Below are 16,144 nucleotides of genomic sequence, written 5' to 3' on the forward strand. Positions count from 1 at the left end.
GGCGCGGCCGTCAAGCCGCGTCCGCCTATTCGAACAGCGCGTCGAGCGCCTGCTCCAGGCGCGTCACCGCGATGATTCGCAACCCCGCTGGCGCTTCTTTCGGCGCGTTGCCCTTGGGCACGATGGCGCGCTTGAATCCGTGCTTGGCGGCTTCCTTCAGCCGCTCCTGGCCACTCGGCACCGGGCGGATTTCCCCGGACAGCCCCACTTCTCCAAACACCAGCAGATCGGTATCCAGCGGCCTGTTGCGCAGGCTGGAAATCACCGCGGCCATCAGCGCCAGGTCCGCCGCGGTTTCCAGCACCTTTACGCCACCGACCACATTGATGAACACGTCCTGATCGTAGGTCGGGATGCTGCCGTGGCGGTGCAGCACGGCCAGCAGCATGGCCAGGCGGTTCTGGTCCAGGCCCAGGGTCACCCGGCGCGGGTTGGCCAGGTGGCTGGTGTCGACCAGCGCCTGCACCTCCACCAGCATCGGGCGGGTGCCTTCCCAGGTCGCCATGACCACGCTGCCGGGCACCGCTTCCTGGGCGCGGGTGAGGAAGATCGCCGAGGGGTTGGTGACTTCCTTCAGGCCTTTGTCGGTCATGCCGAACACGCCGAGCTCGTTGACTGCACCGAAGCGATTCTTCACCGCACGTAGCAAGCGCAGGCGACCGTCGGATTCACCCTCGAAATACAGCACGGTATCGACCATGTGTTCGAGCACCCGCGGACCGGCCAGCGCGCCTTCCTTGGTGACGTGGCCGACCAGGAAGATCGCCGTGCCGCTCTGCTTGGCGAAGCGCACCAGAAGGGCCGCGCTCTCGCGCACCTGGGCGACGCCACCGGGGGCCGATTGCAGTTGCTCGGTGAAGATGGTCTGGATCGAGTCGATCACCATGACCTTGGGCTTTTCCTGCCGGGCGGTGGCGATGATCGATTCGATGCAGGTCTCGGTCATCACCTTGAGCTTGTCCTGCGGCAGGTCCAGGCGCCGGGCGCGCATGGCGACCTGCTGCTGGGATTCCTCGCCGGTGACGTAGAGGGCCGGGTAGCGCTGGGCGATGTTGCACAGCGTTTGCAGCAGAATGGTGGACTTGCCGATGCCTGGGTCGCCGCCGATCAGCACCACAGAGCCGTCCACCAGGCCGCCGCCGAGGACGCGGTCCAGCTCGCCCGAGGCAGTGGAGAAGCGCGGCACCTCCTCGACGCTGACTTCAGCGAGGGTCTTGAGATTGGCCGCGTCCCCGGCCCAGCCGGCACGCCCGGAAGTAGACGGGGCGATGGAGTCGATGACGGTTTCCACCAAGGTGTTCCAGGCGCCGCAGTCGCCGCACTGGCCGGCCCACTTGGGAAAGGTCGAGCCGCATTCGGTGCAGCCATACATGCGCTTGGCCTTGGCCATGGGGAGCTCCGCGTCGGAGGAATGGGTGCGCATGATAACGGCTGGCTTGATCACGATCAGCCCCGCGTGCGGCGACAGCGTTCAGACTGTAAACAAATCAGTCAGGAAGGCCGCCATGCGCATGCTGTTGTTCATTCATTTGCTTGGCGCTAGCGTTTGGGTCGGCGGCCATCTGGTGTTGCTCCTGGGCGTATTGCCTGGCGCGTTATGGCGTCGGGATGTGGAGGTCGTGCGCGGCTTCGAACGGCGCTACGAGCGAGTCGGCCTGCCGGCCCTGGGGCTGCAGGTGGTTAGCGGGCTGTGGCTGGCCAGTCTTTGGTTGCCACCTACGGCGTGGCTCGGGTCTTCGGTGCTTGCGCAGGTGGTGCAGACAAAATTAATGCTGCTAGCTCCGTGGGAATGAGCGGCCACCATAGCGCTCGGTGGTGGCGCCGCCGTTGACGCTGGTCAACAGGTCATTTGTCCCCTCACCGAGGCGCGCGTTGGAAACGCAGATGGCATTTCGCCCATAATCCGGCTTCTCCTGTCCGAGGCCTACGGACCCATGGCCGCCTGTCCGGCCACCGTCAGGGTTTCCGCGCCTTCGCGCGCGTGGGAGGTCTACCGACATGAATCCCTCGCGGAGCTGTGGCATGAAAGAATTGCACCGTTGTACCGGCTGTCGCGACGGCGAAGCCCTGGATTTTCCGATCAGCATGGCGTTCCAGCCCATCGTCGATATCACCGACCGCAGCGTCTTTGCCCATGAAGCCCTGGTACGCGGCGTGGCCGGAGAAGGGGCGGCTTGGGTGCTGTCGCGGGTGACCCAGGACAACCTCTACAGCTTCGACCAGGCATGCCGTGTCACGGCGCTGAACTGGTCGGCGCAACTGCAGCTGCCCGGACGGCTGTCGATCAACTTCATGCCCAATGCGGTGTACAAGCCGGAGCTGTGCATCCGCGCCACGCTGGCTACGGCCAAGCGCGTCAATTTCCCGATCGAACGCATCATGTTCGAGGTGACCGAGCAGGAGCAGGTCGAGGACATGGAGCACCTGCTGCAGATTCTGCGCAGCTATCGCGGGATGGGCTTCATCACCGCCATCGACGACTTCGGCGCGGCGTACGCGGGGCTGAACCTGCTGGCCGATTTCCAGCCGGACGTGATCAAGCTGGACATGCATCTGATTCGCGGAATCGACACCGACTCGGTTCGTCAGGTGCTGGTGGAGGCGGCATTACAGATATGCCGCCGACTGGATATCACGGTGATCGCCGAAGGCATCGAAACGCTCGGCGAGTACACCGCGCTGAGAGAGATGGGCGTCACGCTGTTTCAGGGCTACCTCTTTGCCAAGCCGGCGTTCCAGGCGTTGCCGGAGATCAGTTTTCCCGCTCAGTAGCCGCTGCGAATCTCGCCCGTCGCAAGGGTCTGCGGGGTATTGCCTGCATGGTCGGTGGCGTTCAGGTCCGCGCCGCGTTCCTTCAGGGCGTCGAGTACTTCCTTGCGCTGGAACAGCGCCGCGTACATGGCGGCGGTCTGCCCGGCACCGTTGGGTTGATCGGGGTTGCACTCGGTGTTCAGCAGGCGCCTTGCGATGCTCAGTTCGCCCTTGAAGATCGCGCCCATCAGGGCGGTATTGCCTCGCTTGTCCTGGGCACAGGCGTCGGCGCCGGCGGCCAGCAGCTGTTCGACGGCCTGCATGTGGCCGTGATAGGCCGACAGGATCAAAGCGCTATAACCCTTTTCGTCCGCAGTGGCGAGGTTGAAGCCCGCGTCGATGAATTCGGCCAGCATGGCGGTATCGCCGCTGCGTGCCGCGTCGAAATAATACTGGCGCAGGGTCGCCTGCACTTCGGCCGGATCGCTGGGAATGGGCTCGTCGGCCCAGCCGCCCAGGCTGATCAGCATGAGTGCGCTCAAAACCAGATAACGCATGGGGCGTCCTCCGAAAGACGGGACCGCCGGTGGCGGCCCCGGATGTTTCGCTGCTTCGAAATGCCGACCCGCAGGGCACGGATCGGCAGGAACGGATCAGTCTTCCAGATCGGCAGCCAGTGCCTGCACGCGCTTGAGATCGGCCTTGGCGACCTTGGTCAGGCGCTCGCCGTACTCGGCGTCGGCCTTGTAGAAGAACGACAGCATGATGTGCTTGGCTTCGTCGTCGGTATGCGCCAGTTCGCCGCCCAAGGTATTGACCAGGTCGGTCTTCTCCTTGGCGGTGAACGAGCGATACAGCTCGCCGGCCTGCTTGAAATTCTGCTGACGCTGGATCGGTGCCTGCTGGGTGGTGCCGCTCAGCTCCAGCTTGCTGTAGACCGCACGCGGAGTTTCCTCGCGGTTTTCACGACGGCTCGGCTGGTAGTTGACCCCCGAGGTGGTCTGGCCGAAGTTCATCGCGCCGTCCTGGTTGCCGTTGTTGACGTCGACCTTCGGACGGTTGATGGGCAGGCTCAGGCCATTGGTGCCGACGCGGTGCAGCTGGGTGTCGGCATAGGCGAACAGGCGGCCCTGCAGCAGGCGATCCTCGGAGGGCTCGATGCCCGGTACCAGATTGGCCGGGGCCATGGCGACCTGCTCGGTTTCCTGGAAGATGTTCTGCGGGTTCTTGTTCAGCACCATCTGGCCTATTTTGCGCTCCGGCACGTCAGGCCAGATCTTGGTCGCGTCCAGCGGATCGAAGTCGAACTTGGCCAGGTCTTCAGGCTTGAGCACCTGGATCATCAGATCCCACTTGGGGTAGTCGCCTTTCTCGATCGAGGTGATCAGGTCGCGCGACAGGTGGCTGTAGTCCTTCCCCTGCATCGCCTCGTTCTCTTTCGGGTCGAGGTTCTTCAGGCCCTGCAGGGTCTTCCATCGGAACTTCACGTAATGCACCTGGCCCTCGTCGTTGACCAGCTTGTAGGCATGCACGCCGTTGCCGTCCATCATCCGGTAGCTGGCTGGTGTGCCCTGGTTGGAGTACAGCAGGGTCAGGGTGCGGGTCGATTCGGGGTGATGCGAGAGGAAGTCGAAGCGGCGGCTGTCGTCATCCAGATTCGAGCGCGGATCGGGCTTGAACGAGTGGACCATATCCGGGAACTTGATGGCGTCGCGGATGAAGAAGGTCGGGAAGTTGTTGCCGACCAGGTCCCAGTTGCCGTCCGCCGTGTAGAACTTGGTGGCGAAGCCGCGGGGGTCGCGCAGGGTTTCAGGAGAATGCAGGCCATGCACCACGGTGGAGAAGCGGACGAACACGGGCGTGGTGGAGCCCTTCTCGAAGACCTTCGCCAGGGTCAGGTCGGAGATGTCCTCGGTAGCGGTGAACTCGCCGTGGGCGCCGGTGCCGCGAGCATGTACGACGCGCTCGGGGATGCGCTCGCGGTCGAAGCGCTGCAGCTTCTGGATCAGCTGCACGTCCTGCAGCAGGGTCGGGCCGTTAGGGCCGGCGGTCTGGGAATTCTGATTGTTGCCAACCGGGGCGCCGTTGTCGCGCGTAAGCGGCGCGGCATTGACCGACAGCGCCAGCGCGCCGGTAGTGATCGCCAGCATCAGGCGGTTGGGCATGGCCGCCCTGAAAGTCTTCGACATGGTGCATCCTCTTTATGTTCTGAAAGGCGTGTCTAGGCACGCCCGCCAAGGCTACGGAGGGCTGCGCTGCGCGCTAAATTGGAAAAGACAAAGCTACCGATAGCGATCTTTCATCACTGATCGGTTCTCGATGAGCTAGCGCTGCTGTAGCTGGGCTAGACAGGGGCGGAACCGCACTTCTGACCTAGAGTCTTTAAGGTCACCGCCGCGTGGACGGCTCCCTCTCCCCAAATCAAAGGAACGCGACACCATGAGTCTTCTCTCCGAGTTCAAAACCTTTGCTGTGCGTGGCAACGTGATCGACATGGCGGTCGGCATCATCATCGGTGCGGCGTTCGGCAAGATTGTCTCGTCCTTCGTTGGCGACGTGGTCACCCCGCCGCTAGGTCTGCTGATCGGCGGCGTGGACTTTTCCGACCTGGCCGTCGTCCTGCGAGGGGCCACCGCCGACAGCCCAGCGGTCACGCTCAGTTACGGCCGTTTCATCCAGACGGTAATCGACTTCACTATCGTCGCCTTCGCCATCTTCCTGGGCGTGCGGGCGATCAATCACCTCAAGCGCGAGGAGGCGGAAGCGCCATCCGAGCCGCCGGCGCCGACCCGGGAAGAGGAGCTGCTGATGGAAATTCGCGACCTGCTCAAGACGCAGAACCGCCTCTGAAGGGGAGCCCTCCCACCCAGGCGGGGGGAGGGCCGACCCGTCACTCGGGTTTCGGGGTGGTCGCGGTGCTGGTCGGCAGCACCGGGTAGGCGACCTGGGGTTGGTCGCCGGTGAGGCTGTGGAGGAAGGCGGTGATCGCGTTGACTTCATCCGCATCCAGCTGGCGACCCAGCTGGCTGTCTCCCATGATCGCCACCGCCTGTTCCAGTTCCCACACCTCGCCGCTGTGGAAGTAGGGCGCGGTCAGTGCGACGTTGCGCAGCGGTGCGGCGCGGAAGACGTACTCGTCGGACGCGGTGTTGGTCACCGTGAAGCGTCCCTTGTCCGCTTCGGGCAGTACCTCGGCCCCCGGCCTCTGGATCACGCCGAACGGGAAGTAGCCCTGGCCGCCCAGGTTCACGCCGTTGTGGCAACCGGCGCAGCCGGCGTCCATGAATAGCGCCAGGCCGGTTTTCTGCTTGTCGGACAGCGCCTTGTCGTCGCCCGTGAGGTAGCGGTCGAACGGCGCGTTGGGCGTCGTCAGGCCGACCTCGAACGCCTCGATGGCCAGCGCCATGTTGTCGAAGCTGACCGGGTCGCTGTCCTTCGGGAAGGCCTTCTTGAACTCGCTGACATAGGCCGGGATGCTCTTGAGGGTCTGCTCGACGCGTTCCGGTGTGTTGTTCATCTCGACGCTGGCCTGCACTGGACCTTTGGCCTGGGCCTGCAGGTCTTCGGCGCGACCATCCCAGAACTGCGCGGCGTTGAATACCGAGTTCAATACCGTCGGCGAGTTGCGTGGCCCTTTCTGCCAGCCATGGCCGATCGAGGTGGTCACGCTGTCGACGCCGCCCAGGCTCAGGTTGTGGCAGGTGTTGCAGCTGATGATGTGGCTGCGCGACAGGCGTGGGTCGAACCATAGCTTGTGGCCCAAGACGGCCTGGGCCTCGCTGACCGGCTGGCCGCGAACTTCGCTGACCTTGTCCGGCACGGGTTTGAACAGGGTGTTGGCGCGCTCGCGCAACGCGTCGGCCTGGGCAATGTTGGCAATCAACAGAAGGCTGCTCAGCAGGACAGGGTTTAGGGTGCGCATCCGGGTTGCTCCTCATCGTTTTGTTGGCACCTCTAGCAGGCGCCAAGCGGGCCGTTTCGCCCTTGACTCAGGTCAAACGAGACGCTGTCCCGGGGTGGGTCAAATTGACCCAGCGGCTTCGGCTGATGGTGGGTTCCGCGACCTGTGGCGCACCCGGGCGCCTTGCGACTCGCCGGTGGCAGCGCGAGAATGGCGCGCATGACGTGGCCGCTGGCCAACCCTCCAAGGAATACCGATGTCTGAAACTGCCGCTGCTGGGCTGCGCCTGGCGCCCGATGCACTGACCCGCCCCTTCGAACCCAGCCAGTTCACTTTCACCACGACCGACGATCTCGAGCCGTTTCTCGGCGTGCTCGGCCAGGAGCGGGCCGTTGAAGCGCTGCAGTTCGGCGTGGCGATGCCGCGCGCCGGGTACAACGTCTATGTCATGGGCGAGCCGGGCACTGGCCGCTTCTCCTTCGCCAAGCGCTACCTGAAGGCCGAAGGCAAGCGGATGGAAACGCCTTCGGACTGGGTTTACGTGAACAATTTCGACGAGCCCCGCGAACCGCGTGTGCTCGAGCTGCCGCCGGGCACGGCGCATCAGTTCATCGCCGACATCAACGGACTGATCGACAACTTGCTGGCCACCTTTCCGGCGGTCTTCGAACACCCCAGCTTCCAGCAGAAGAAAAGCGCGATCGATCGCGCCTTCAACCAGCGCTACGACCGCGCGTTGGATGTGATCGAGAAGCTGGCGCTGGAGAAGGAGATCGCGCTGTACCGCGACAGCAGCAACATCGCCTTCACGCCGATGAAAGACGGCAAGTCGATGGACGAAACCGAGTTCGCCCAACTGCCCGACGTCGAGCGCGAGCGCTACCACAGCGACATTTCCGCGCTGGAGGTGAAGCTGAACGAAGAGTTGGCGAGCCTGCCGCAGTGGAAGCGCGAATCGAGCAACCAGCTGCGTCAGCTCAATGACGAGACCATCAGCCAGGCGTTGCAGCCCCTGCTGGCGCCCCTGTCGGAGAAGTACGCCGAGAACGCCGGTGTCGAGGGCTACCTGCAGGCGGTGCAGGTCAATCTGCTCAAGACCGTGGTCGAGCAACTGGTCGATGAAAACCGCCCGGAGGCTCAATCGCGGCAGCTGCTCGAAGAACAGTACAGCCCCAGCCTGGTAGTGGGGCATCAGCTCAACGGCGGCGCGCCGGTGGTGTATGAACCACACCCGACCTACGACAATCTGTTCGGCCGCATCGAATACAGCACCGATCAGGGCGCCCTGTACACCAGTTATCGGCAGCTGCGCCCCGGTGCTCTGCATCGGGCCAATGGCGGCTTCCTGATTCTCGAAGCCGAGAAAATGCTGGGCGAGCCCTTCGTCTGGGAAGCGCTCAAGCGCTCGCTGCAGTCTCGACAGTTGAAGATGGAGTCGCCGCTGGCCGAGCTCGGCCGCCTGGCCACCGTGACGCTGACGCCGGAGGTCATCCCGCTGCAGCTGAAGGTCATCATCATTGGCTCTCGTCAGCTCTACTACACGCTGCAGGACCTGGATTCGGACTTCCAGGAGATGTTTCGTGTGCTGGTCGATTTCGACGAGGACATCCCGCTGGCCGAAGACAGCCTCGAGCAGTTCGCCCAGTTGCTCAAGACGCGTACCTCGGAGGAGGGCATGGCACCGCTGACCGCCGCGGCGGTCGCCCGCCTGGCCACCTACAGCGCACGTCTGGCCGAGCACCAGGGGCGCCTGTCGGCGCGCATCGGCGATCTGTTCCAGCTGGTCAGCGAAGCCGATTTCATCCGCCAGTTGGCCAAGGAACCGGTCACCGACGTCGGCCACATCGAACGCGCGCTGAAAGCCAAGGCGACTCGCACCGGCCGCGTCTCGGCGCGCATCCTTGATGACATCCTGGCCGGTGTCATCCTCATCGACAGCGAAGGCGCGGCGATCGGCAAGTGCAACGGTCTGACGGTGCTCGAGGTCGGCGATTCGGCGTTCGGCATGCCGGCGCGCATCTCGGCTACGGTGTATCCCGGCGGCTCCGGCATCGTCGACATCGAGCGGGAGGTCAATCTCGGCCAGCCGATCCATTCCAAAGGCGTGATGATCCTCACCGGCTATCTCGGCAGCCGCTATGCCCAGGAATTCCCGCTTGAGATCTCGGCGAGCATCGCGCTCGAACAGTCGTACGGCTACGTCGACGGCGACAGCGCGTCGCTTGGCGAGGTCTGCGCGCTGATTTCCGCGCTGTCCCGCACACCGCTCAAGCAGTGCTTCGCCATCACCGGTTCGATCAACCAGTTCGGCGAAGTCCAGGCGGTGGGCGGGGTGAACGAGAAGATCGAAGGATTCTTCCGGCTCTGCGAGGCGCGCGGGCTGACCGGCGAGCAGGGGGTGATCATCCCCTTTGCCAACGTCACCACACTGATGCTCGACGAGCGCGTGCTCGAGGCCGTGCGACAGGAGCGCTTCCACGTCTACGCCGTGCGTCATGTCGACCAGGCATTGGCCCTGCTGGTGGGCGAGGCGGTTGGCGAGGCGGACGAGCAGGGACGCTTCCCCAGGGGCAGTGTCAATGCGCGTGTCGTCCAGCGGCTGCGCGACATCGCGGAGATGGGCATGGAAGAAGAGGACAAGGCTGGGCCTGCGAGCCAGGCGCTGGAAGATGCGGCCGTCGCGTCAGGGCAGAAACCGGTCTCGTTGTAGGCGCGCGCGACGTTCTGCAGGCCATGGCGGAACGATGGCCGGCGGCGTCGGTCTGGATAAAGACTGGGGGGTTGCCTCCATCTCTATCCACAAGGTTATCCACAGCCGGATAACCGGTTGCCGGCCCACGCAATCGCGCCGGTAGCCGACAGCGAGGATCGCCGTCATGTCCCAAAGCATTTGTCTGACCCGCCAGTGTCTGGGCCTGATTACCCGAATCGAGTGTTCCATCCGTCCGTTGTCTGGGGGGAATGGCTTATGGACCCTGCTCTGCGCAGCGGGCCTGGCCAATTCGCAGCCCACCGCGATCAAGGTGCAGGGTCCGTTCCACGGGCCGCGAATGGCCGAATCCGTGCTCACCGCCATTGCCGACAACCTCACCGAGCAGGGCTACTCGCAGGCGCAGGAACCCTTCATCTGGCAGGTGCACATGCAGGCCGAGTTGCGTAAGGTCAACGCCAACCAGGCGCGCTATCTGAGCGGCGGCTGGCAGTCACGTCCCGAAGCCTGAAGCCGGAAGGCCCGTTACTGCTCAGGCATCGTCGCCTTGTTTGCAGCGACCCGCTGGGTATACTCGGCGGCCCGTCCGTTTTGACCGAGTAATCATGGAACGCCTGATCGAAAACGCCATGTACGCCGCACGCTGGTTGCTGGCGCCTATCTATTTCGGCCTTGCCTTCGCCCTGCTGGCGCTGGCCATCAAGTTCTTCCAGGAAGTGTTCCACATCATGCCGGCCGTTTTCGCGCTCAGCGAGGCCGACCTGATCCTCAAGTTGCTGTCGCTGATCGACATGGCGCTGGTGGGCGGGTTGCTGGTCATGGTGATGTTGTCCGGCTACGAGAATTTCGTGTCGCGCCTCGATGTCGCCGAAGGGCAGGAAAAGCTCGATTGGCTCGGCAAGATCGACTCCGGTTCGCTGAAGATGAAGGTCGCCGCGTCGATCGTGGCCATTTCGTCGATCCACCTGCTGCGCATGTTCATGGACGCGCAGCAGATCGACGCCGAGAAGCTGAAGTGGTACGTGATCATCCACCTGACTTTCGTCTTCTCTGCCTTCGCCATGGGTTATCTGGACAAGCTGACCAAGCACTGAGCACGGGCTTCGGTCGGGCGCATCAAGGCTCGCGGAAGGCCATCGCGAGTCGTTGCGCGTCCGATGCGCATCGGCCCTGGTAGATGCGCCGGCGCTGCCGGCCGTGGCGGTCTGTGCTAGTCTGGCCGGCCATTTTTTCCAGCGGAGCCCCGGCATGTCCGAACTGAATCTAAGCACCGACGAAGCGCGCGTAAGCTACGGCATTGGCCGTCAGCTCGGTGATCAGCTGCGCGAGAACCCGCCGCCCGGAGTGAGCCTGGATGCGGTCATCGCCGGTATTCGCGATGCGTTCGCCGGCACTGCCAGCCAGGTCAGCCCCGAGGCGCTCAACGCAAGCTTCAAGGTGATCCGCGAGCAGATGCAGGCACAGGCTCAGGCCAAGGCCGAAGCGGCGGCGGGAGAGGGCAAGGCGTTCCTCGCTGAAAATGCCAAGCGCGAAGGCGTTACCGTGCTGCCGTCCGGACTGCAGTACGAAGTGCTGAGCAGCGGCGAAGGCGCTCGACCCAGCCGCGAGGACAGCGTTCGCACCCACTACCACGGCACGCTCATCGACGGCAGCGTATTCGACAGCTCCTATCAGCGCGGCGAGCCGGCCGAGTTTCCGGTGGCAGGTGTGATCGCAGGCTGGACCGAGGCCCTGCAATTGATGAATGCCGGCAGCAAGTGGCGGCTCTATGTGCCGAGCGAGCTGGCCTATGGCGCCCAGGGCGTTGGCAGTATCCCGCCGCACAGCACGCTGGTATTCGACGTCGAGCTGCTGGCCGTCCTCTGAGGACGCGTCACGCGCACCGCCCCGACGCAAGGTCGGGGCACGGGCGCAACGTGTGTCAGCTGCGCTTCTCCAGCGGACGCAGCGCCCGCGCATAGCTGAACAGGAACAGGTTGCGGACCTGCTCCTTCAGGATGCAGGGCTCCGTGGTGCCGAGCTCGTGTAGATCCAGATCCCCCTGTTCCCTGAGTTCTTCCAGCGCCTCGCCGTCGAGCGTCACACAGGTATTACCGGTGCTGCTGTCGAGGATGCGCAGGTAGGGTTGCGGGCGGTCGAGCCAAGCGTCTATCAGATAAGTCATGCGGCACCTCCAGTAAATTCTGGTAATGAGAATAATTACTATTCTCAATTTAGCAAGAGGTGGCTGCAAATAACTTCTGTCGAGCGGCAACGATCCGCCGAGACCGGCCGATGTGCTTGATGACGTGAGACGAGCGGTACAGCCGCAGGCGCGGCTGTCAGTGGGTGCGGGCGACGGCGAAGTGGGTCAGTTCGGCTAGCGCGTCGCGGTAGCGGTTTGCCGGGATGACCTCGAGACAGGCGATGGCCCGCTCGGCGTAGTCGCGGGCCAGCTCGGCGGTGTAAGTCAGGGCCCCAGAGGCTTCGACGGCGCTGCGGATCGACTCCAGGTCTTCGATCCCGCCTTTCTGGATCGCCTGGCGCACCAGGGCCGCCTGTTCCGGGGTGCCATGGCTCATGGTGCGAATCAGTGGCAGCGTGGGCTTGCCTTCGGCGAGATCGTCGCCGACGTTCTTGCCCAGCGCTTCGCTGTCGCCCTGGTAGTCCAGGAGGTCGTCGACCAGCTGGAAGGCGACACCGAGGTGGTCGCCAAAGGTACGCAGCGCCTCGCTTTGCTCCGGTGCCGCCTGCGCCAGGGTGGCGGCGCTATGGGTCGAGGCCTCGAACAGCATGGCCGTCTTGCCACGGATGACTTCCATGTAGGTCGCCTCCGTGGTGTTGGCGTCGCGGACCTTGGACAGCTGCAGCACTTCGCCTTCGGCAATGACGCGGGTTGCCTGGGAAATGATGCGCATCACTTCCATCGAGCCGAGCTCGACCATCATCTCGAACGAGCGTGCATATAGAAAGTCACCGACCAGCACGCTCGGCGCGTTGCCCCAAAGCGCATTGGCAGTGGAGCGACCGCGGCGCATGCCGGACATGTCGACGACATCGTCGTGCAGCAGGGTCGAGGTATGAAGGAATTCGATGATGCCAGCCAGCAACCGCAACTGTTCATCTTCGTAACCCAGCGACTTGCCGCTGAGCAGAACCAGCAGTGGACGCAGGCGCTTGCCGCCCGCGGAGGTGATATAGTCCCCGATCTTTTCCACCAGCGGCACGCGCGACGTGAGCTGTTTGCGGATGATGCCGTCGACCGCGGCAAAGTCGTCCGCCACGACCTGGTAGAAAGCCTGGGGTTGCATGTGGGGGCTATCGCTCCTCGAAGGATGCGCGGCATGCTATGGGGCGGGTCCTGGGCTGTCAAGGCAAGGGCCCGTGGCCCTTGCACAGCGCCAGCGGCTTGCGTACAATCGCGGCCCCTGAACTTCCCCCTGGGCATTTCCCTGCCTTACGCAATTGCACGGGCGTCCCTTCCGGCCCCATGCAGCCATGCCAGCCACCAAACACCATTCCAAAGCGCTGGGTGAGCAGGATTAACGGAGATACACGATGTACGCAGTTATCGTAACCGGCGGCAAGCAATACAAAGTTGCCGAAGGTGAGTACCTGAAGATTGAAAAGCTCGAAGTTGCCACTGGCGAAGCGGTCACTTTTGATCGCGTTCTGCTGATCGGCAACGGCGACGATGTAACGATCGGCGCTCCGGTGGTCGATGGTGCCAGAGTCACCGCTGAAGTGGTTGCCCAGGGCCGCCACGACAAAGTGACCATCATCAAGTTCCGCCGTCGTAAGCACCACATGAAGCGTCAGGGCCACCGTCAGTGGTTCACTGAGGTCAAAATCACCGGTATTCAGGGCTAATCCCCGCCTGAATCCTTTATAGGAGTGTTGAACTCATGGCACACAAAAAAGCTGGCGGTTCTACCCGCAACGGTCGCGATTCCGAAAGTAAACGCCTTGGCGTGAAGATGTATGGCGGCCAGGTCATCAAAGCCGGCAACATCATCGTTCGCCAGCGCGGCACCCAGTTCCATGCCGGTTACGGCGTTGGTATGGGCAAGGACCACACCCTGTTCGCGAAAGTGGAAGGCGTGGTCAAGTTCGAAGTGAAGGGCGCTTTCGGCCGTCGCTACGTGAGCGTCGTCGCGGCCTGATCGCGGCGTTGCTGGAAAAGCCCTGTCATGCGACGGGGCTTTTTTGTTTCTGTATCCTGTTGAGCTGTTAACCGGTAGCTGCGACGGGCGGTAGGCGGCGAGTCGAGTCTTTTCGATCCGTAGCTCTCAAACACTGCAGTCGCGATCGTCGTCTCCGGCGACCGGTCTGTTTCTCTTTGTTATCTGGCCCGCTGTCCCGGCGGGAGGCGTACCCATGAAATTCGTCGATGAAGTATCGATTTTTGTAAAGGCCGGCGACGGCGGTAACGGCATGATGAGCTTTCGTCGCGAGAAGTTCATCGAGAAGGGTGGCCCCAACGGCGGCGACGGCGGCGATGGCGGCTCGGTGTTCATGGAGGCCGACGAGAACCTCAACACCCTGATCGACTATCGCTACACCCGCCGTTTCGAGGCGCAGCGCGGCGAGAAGGGCGGCAGCACCGATTGCACGGGTGCCAAGGGCGAGGATCTGATCCTGCCGGTGCCGGTCGGCACCACCATCATCGATGCCAATACCCAGGAAATCATCGGTGACCTGACCAAGCCTGGTCAGCGCATCATGGTGGCCCAGGGCGGCTGGCACGGGCTGGGCAACACCCGCTTCAAGTCGAGCACCAACCGTGCGCCGCGCCAGACCACGCCGGGCAAGCCTGGTGAGGCGCGGGATCTGAAGCTGGAGCTCAAGGTGCTGGCCGATGTCGGTCTGCTGGGTTTGCCGAACGCCGGCAAGAGCACCTTCATTCGCTCGGTCTCGGCGGCCAAGCCGAAGGTGGCGGACTATCCCTTCACGACCCTGGTGCCCAATCTCGGGGTGGTCAGTGTCGGGCGCTACAAGAGCTTCGTGATCGCGGACATTCCGGGTCTGATCGAGGGTGCCGCCGAAGGCGCCGGACTCGGCATTCGTTTTCTCAAGCACCTCTCGCGTACCCGGCTGCTGCTGCATCTGGTGGACATGGCGCCGCTGGACGAAAGTGATCCGGCCGATGCGGCCGAGACCATCCTGCACGAGCTGGAGAAATTCAGCCCGGCGCTGACCGAGCGCGACCGCTGGCTGGTGCTGAACAAAGCCGACCAACTGCTCGAGGAAGAGCAGGAGGAGCGCAAGCGCCGAGTCATCGAGCGGCTCGACTGGACAGGGCCGGTGTTCGTGATCTCTGCCCTTGAGCGCGAAGGCACCGAAGAGCTCAGTCAGGCGATCATGCGCTACCTGGATGAGCGCGCGCTGCGCATCGCCGAGGAGCCGGCATTCGCCGAGGCGCTGGCCGAGCTGGATCAGCGTATCGAGGACGAAGCGCGGGCGCGCCTGCAGGCGCTCGACGACCAGCGTGCGCTGCGGCGTGCCGGGGTCAAGGCGGTGGACGAAGTCGATGACGACGACTTCGATGATGACGATGATGATGAGGACGGCGCCGAGATCATTTACGTACGTTGATCTTTTGCGCGACGCGGCCGGTGCAATCACTGGTCGCGCCTTGAAGGGCTGGATCGGATCATAAGGCGGACATGATGCGGGACAAGGTGACCGGCGCACGGCGCTGGGTGGTGAAGATCGGCAGCGCGCTGCTGACGGCCGATGGGCGTGGTCTGGATCAGGCGGCGATGGCGGTCTGGGTGGAGCAGATGGTGGCCCTGCGCGAAGCGGGGGTCGAACTGGTGCTGGTTTCCTCCGGGGCGGTGGCGGCCGGTATGAGTCGGCTTGGCTGGACCGCTCGGCCGAAGGCGATGCATGAGCTGCAGGCGGCCGCCGCGATCGGGCAAATGGGGTTGGTGCAGGCCTGGGAGTCGAGCTTCGCCCGCCATCAGCGTCACACCGCGCAAATCCTCCTGACCCATGACGATCTTTCCGATCGCAAGCGTTACCTGAACGCTCGTAGCACCCTGCGAACCCTGATTCAGTTCGGTGCCATCCCGGTGATCAACGAGAACGACACGGTCGTCACCGATGAGATCCGCTTCGGCGATAACGACACCCTTGCGGCCCTGGTCGCCAATCTGGTCGAGGCGGACCTGCTGGTGATCCTCACCGATCGCGATGGCATGTTCGACGCCGACCCTCGGGTCAATCCCGATGCGTTGCTGATCAGCGAGGCGCGTGCCGATGATCCGGCGCTCGACGCCGTGGCTGGCGGGACCGGTGGTGCGCTCGGGCGAGGCGGCATGCAGACCAAGCTGCGGGCGGCTCGGCTGGCGGCACGTTCCGGTGCCCATACGGTGATCGTGGGCGGGCGTATCGAGCAGGTGCTGGCGCGTCTTAAGGCTGGCGAGCGTCTGGGTACCCTGCTCGCGCCGGAGCGTAGCCGCCATGCGGCGCGCAAGCAGTGGCTTGCGGGGCATCTGCAGACGCGTGGCACGCTGACGCTCGATGCCGGTGCGGCCCAGGCGCTGGGTTCCGGGCGCAGCCTGCTGCCGGTCGGCGTGCGGGCGGTGCAGGGAGGCTTCCGCCGGGGCGAAATGGTGGTCTGCGTCGATCCGCAGGGGCGCGAGATCGCTCGCGGCCTGGTCAACTACAGTGCGCTCGAGGCTCAGCGAATCCTGGGGCATGCCTCCGACGACATCGAGAAGCTGCTCGGCTATGTCGATGAGCCCGAGCTCATTCATCGCGACAATCTGATCCTGGTGTGAGGTGTTGATGGTTTCGAC

16 protein-coding genes and 1 pseudogene are annotated in these 16,144 nt (G+C 63.9%); 11 read left to right on the plus strand and 6 right to left on the minus strand.

Going from position 1 to position 16,144, the window contains the following annotated elements; genetic code table 11:
* Nucleotides 1–25: 25 nt before the first annotated feature.
* Complete coding sequence (radA, locus tag G7026_RS00520) at nucleotides 26–1,390, minus strand: DNA repair protein RadA (protein ID WP_181068657.1); 1,365 nt, start codon at nucleotides 1,388–1,390, stop codon at nucleotides 26–28.
* A gap of 115 nt (nucleotides 1,391–1,505) precedes the next feature.
* Between radA and G7026_RS00525 the strand changes: the two are divergent.
* Together G7026_RS00525 and G7026_RS00530 are read left to right on the plus strand one after the other, a co-directional pair.
* Nucleotides 1,506–1,781 (plus strand): annotated as a pseudogene (locus tag G7026_RS00525) (CopD family protein); the annotation flags it as partial.
* A gap of 241 nt (nucleotides 1,782–2,022) precedes the next feature.
* Nucleotides 2,023–2,772, plus strand: a complete 750-nt coding sequence (locus G7026_RS00530; protein ID WP_181068661.1) for an EAL domain-containing protein — start codon at nucleotides 2,023–2,025, stop codon at nucleotides 2,770–2,772.
* Here G7026_RS00530 and G7026_RS00535 read toward each other — a convergent pair.
* Nucleotides 2,766–3,308, minus strand: coding sequence for an ankyrin repeat domain-containing protein (locus tag G7026_RS00535; protein WP_181068663.1), 543 nt, complete (start codon nucleotides 3,306–3,308; stop codon nucleotides 2,766–2,768). The genes G7026_RS00530 and G7026_RS00535 overlap by 7 nt on opposite strands.
* Before the next feature lie 96 nt (nucleotides 3,309–3,404).
* Nucleotides 3,405–4,916, minus strand: a complete 1,512-nt coding sequence (locus G7026_RS00540; protein ID WP_375138182.1) for a catalase — start codon at nucleotides 4,914–4,916, stop codon at nucleotides 3,405–3,407.
* A gap of 274 nt (nucleotides 4,917–5,190) precedes the next feature.
* Here G7026_RS00540 and mscL point away from each other — a divergent pair, with 274 nt between their 5' ends.
* Nucleotides 5,191–5,601, plus strand: a complete 411-nt coding sequence (gene mscL / locus G7026_RS00545) for a large-conductance mechanosensitive channel protein MscL (protein WP_181068666.1) — start codon at nucleotides 5,191–5,193, stop codon at nucleotides 5,599–5,601.
* Nucleotides 5,602–5,641: 40 nt separating this feature from the next.
* Here the strand turns inward: mscL and G7026_RS00550 are convergent, their stop codons facing one another.
* Nucleotides 5,642–6,673: a cytochrome-c peroxidase gene (locus G7026_RS00550; RefSeq protein ID WP_181068667.1), complete on the minus strand. Its 1,032-nt coding sequence runs from the start codon at nucleotides 6,671–6,673 to the stop codon at nucleotides 5,642–5,644.
* 235 nt (nucleotides 6,674–6,908) lie between these two features.
* Between G7026_RS00550 and G7026_RS00555 the strand changes: the two genes are divergently transcribed.
* The 4 genes from G7026_RS00555 to G7026_RS00570 all read left to right on the plus strand — a co-directional run bounded on the left by G7026_RS00555 (nucleotide 6,909) and on the right by G7026_RS00570 (nucleotide 11,228).
* A complete protein-coding gene (locus G7026_RS00555) occupies nucleotides 6,909–9,362 on the plus strand; it encodes a Lon protease family protein (protein WP_181068669.1) in 2,454 nt (817 codons plus the stop codon).
* Between the two features lie 166 nt (nucleotides 9,363–9,528).
* Nucleotides 9,529–9,873, plus strand: coding sequence for a PA4575 family protein (locus G7026_RS00560; RefSeq protein ID WP_181068671.1), 345 nt, complete (start codon nucleotides 9,529–9,531; stop codon nucleotides 9,871–9,873).
* A 94-nt stretch (nucleotides 9,874–9,967) separates the two neighbouring features.
* Nucleotides 9,968–10,456, plus strand: a complete 489-nt coding sequence (locus G7026_RS00565) for a TIGR00645 family protein (RefSeq protein ID WP_181068672.1) — start codon at nucleotides 9,968–9,970, stop codon at nucleotides 10,454–10,456.
* A 154-nt stretch (nucleotides 10,457–10,610) separates the two neighbouring features.
* On the plus strand, nucleotides 10,611–11,228 hold the full coding sequence (locus tag G7026_RS00570) for an FKBP-type peptidyl-prolyl cis-trans isomerase (protein WP_181068674.1): 618 nt from the start codon (nucleotides 10,611–10,613) through the stop codon (nucleotides 11,226–11,228).
* A gap of 55 nt (nucleotides 11,229–11,283) precedes the next feature.
* On the opposite strand, the gene G7026_RS00575 is transcribed toward G7026_RS00570, so the two are convergent.
* Both G7026_RS00575 and G7026_RS00580 read right to left on the minus strand, forming a co-directional pair.
* On the minus strand, nucleotides 11,284–11,526 hold the full coding sequence (locus tag G7026_RS00575; protein ID WP_181068676.1) for a PA4570 family protein: 243 nt from the start codon (nucleotides 11,524–11,526) through the stop codon (nucleotides 11,284–11,286).
* Between the two features lie 157 nt (nucleotides 11,527–11,683).
* Nucleotides 11,684–12,652: a polyprenyl synthetase family protein gene (locus G7026_RS00580; RefSeq protein WP_181068678.1), complete on the minus strand. Its 969-nt coding sequence runs from the start codon at nucleotides 12,650–12,652 to the stop codon at nucleotides 11,684–11,686.
* A 247-nt stretch (nucleotides 12,653–12,899) separates the two neighbouring features.
* Between G7026_RS00580 and rplU the strand changes: the two genes are divergently transcribed.
* From rplU to proB, 4 genes are all read left to right on the plus strand, one after another.
* Complete coding sequence (gene rplU, locus G7026_RS00585) at nucleotides 12,900–13,211, plus strand: 50S ribosomal protein L21 (protein ID WP_181068680.1); 312 nt, start codon at nucleotides 12,900–12,902, stop codon at nucleotides 13,209–13,211.
* Nucleotides 13,212–13,246: 35 nt separating this feature from the next.
* Nucleotides 13,247–13,504: a 50S ribosomal protein L27 gene (rpmA, locus tag G7026_RS00590; protein ID WP_120996743.1), complete on the plus strand. Its 258-nt coding sequence runs from the start codon at nucleotides 13,247–13,249 to the stop codon at nucleotides 13,502–13,504.
* 214 nt (nucleotides 13,505–13,718) lie between these two features.
* Nucleotides 13,719–14,936, plus strand: coding sequence for an Obg family GTPase CgtA (gene cgtA, locus G7026_RS00595; RefSeq protein ID WP_181068687.1), 1,218 nt, complete (start codon nucleotides 13,719–13,721; stop codon nucleotides 14,934–14,936).
* 74 nt (nucleotides 14,937–15,010) lie between these two features.
* Nucleotides 15,011–16,126, plus strand: a complete 1,116-nt coding sequence (gene proB / locus G7026_RS00600; RefSeq protein WP_181069194.1) for a glutamate 5-kinase — start codon at nucleotides 15,011–15,013, stop codon at nucleotides 16,124–16,126.
* Nucleotides 16,127–16,144 lie beyond the last annotated feature (18 nt).

Source organism: Stutzerimonas azotifigens (assembly GCF_013522725.1).
Classification (GTDB): domain Bacteria; phylum Pseudomonadota; class Gammaproteobacteria; order Pseudomonadales; family Pseudomonadaceae; genus Stutzerimonas; species Stutzerimonas azotifigens_A.

Coding starts and splice junctions, on each gene's coding strand:
- radA (WP_181068657.1), bottom strand. CDS start 1,390: ATGGCCAAGGCCAAGCGCATGTATGGCTGCACCGAATGCGGCTCGACC.
- G7026_RS00530 (WP_181068661.1), top strand. CDS start 2,023: ATGAAAGAATTGCACCGTTGTACCGGCTGTCGCGACGGCGAAGCCCTG.
- G7026_RS00535 (WP_181068663.1), bottom strand. CDS start 3,308: ATGCGTTATCTGGTTTTGAGCGCACTCATGCTGATCAGCCTGGGCGGC.
- G7026_RS00540 (WP_375138182.1), bottom strand. CDS start 4,916: ATGCCCAACCGCCTGATGCTGGCGATCACTACCGGCGCGCTGGCGCTG.
- mscL (WP_181068666.1), top strand. CDS start 5,191: ATGAGTCTTCTCTCCGAGTTCAAAACCTTTGCTGTGCGTGGCAACGTG.
- G7026_RS00550 (WP_181068667.1), bottom strand. CDS start 6,673: ATGCGCACCCTAAACCCTGTCCTGCTGAGCAGCCTTCTGTTGATTGCC.
- G7026_RS00555 (WP_181068669.1), top strand. CDS start 6,909: ATGTCTGAAACTGCCGCTGCTGGGCTGCGCCTGGCGCCCGATGCACTG.
- G7026_RS00560 (WP_181068671.1), top strand. CDS start 9,529: ATGTCCCAAAGCATTTGTCTGACCCGCCAGTGTCTGGGCCTGATTACC.
- G7026_RS00565 (WP_181068672.1), top strand. CDS start 9,968: ATGGAACGCCTGATCGAAAACGCCATGTACGCCGCACGCTGGTTGCTG.
- G7026_RS00570 (WP_181068674.1), top strand. CDS start 10,611: ATGTCCGAACTGAATCTAAGCACCGACGAAGCGCGCGTAAGCTACGGC.
- G7026_RS00575 (WP_181068676.1), bottom strand. CDS start 11,526: ATGACTTATCTGATAGACGCTTGGCTCGACCGCCCGCAACCCTACCTG.
- G7026_RS00580 (WP_181068678.1), bottom strand. CDS start 12,652: ATGCAACCCCAGGCTTTCTACCAGGTCGTGGCGGACGACTTTGCCGCG.
- rplU (WP_181068680.1), top strand. CDS start 12,900: ATGTACGCAGTTATCGTAACCGGCGGCAAGCAATACAAAGTTGCCGAA.
- rpmA (WP_120996743.1), top strand. CDS start 13,247: ATGGCACACAAAAAAGCTGGCGGTTCTACCCGCAACGGTCGCGATTCC.
- cgtA (WP_181068687.1), top strand. CDS start 13,719: ATGAAATTCGTCGATGAAGTATCGATTTTTGTAAAGGCCGGCGACGGC.
- proB (WP_181069194.1), top strand. CDS start 15,011: ATGCGGGACAAGGTGACCGGCGCACGGCGCTGGGTGGTGAAGATCGGC.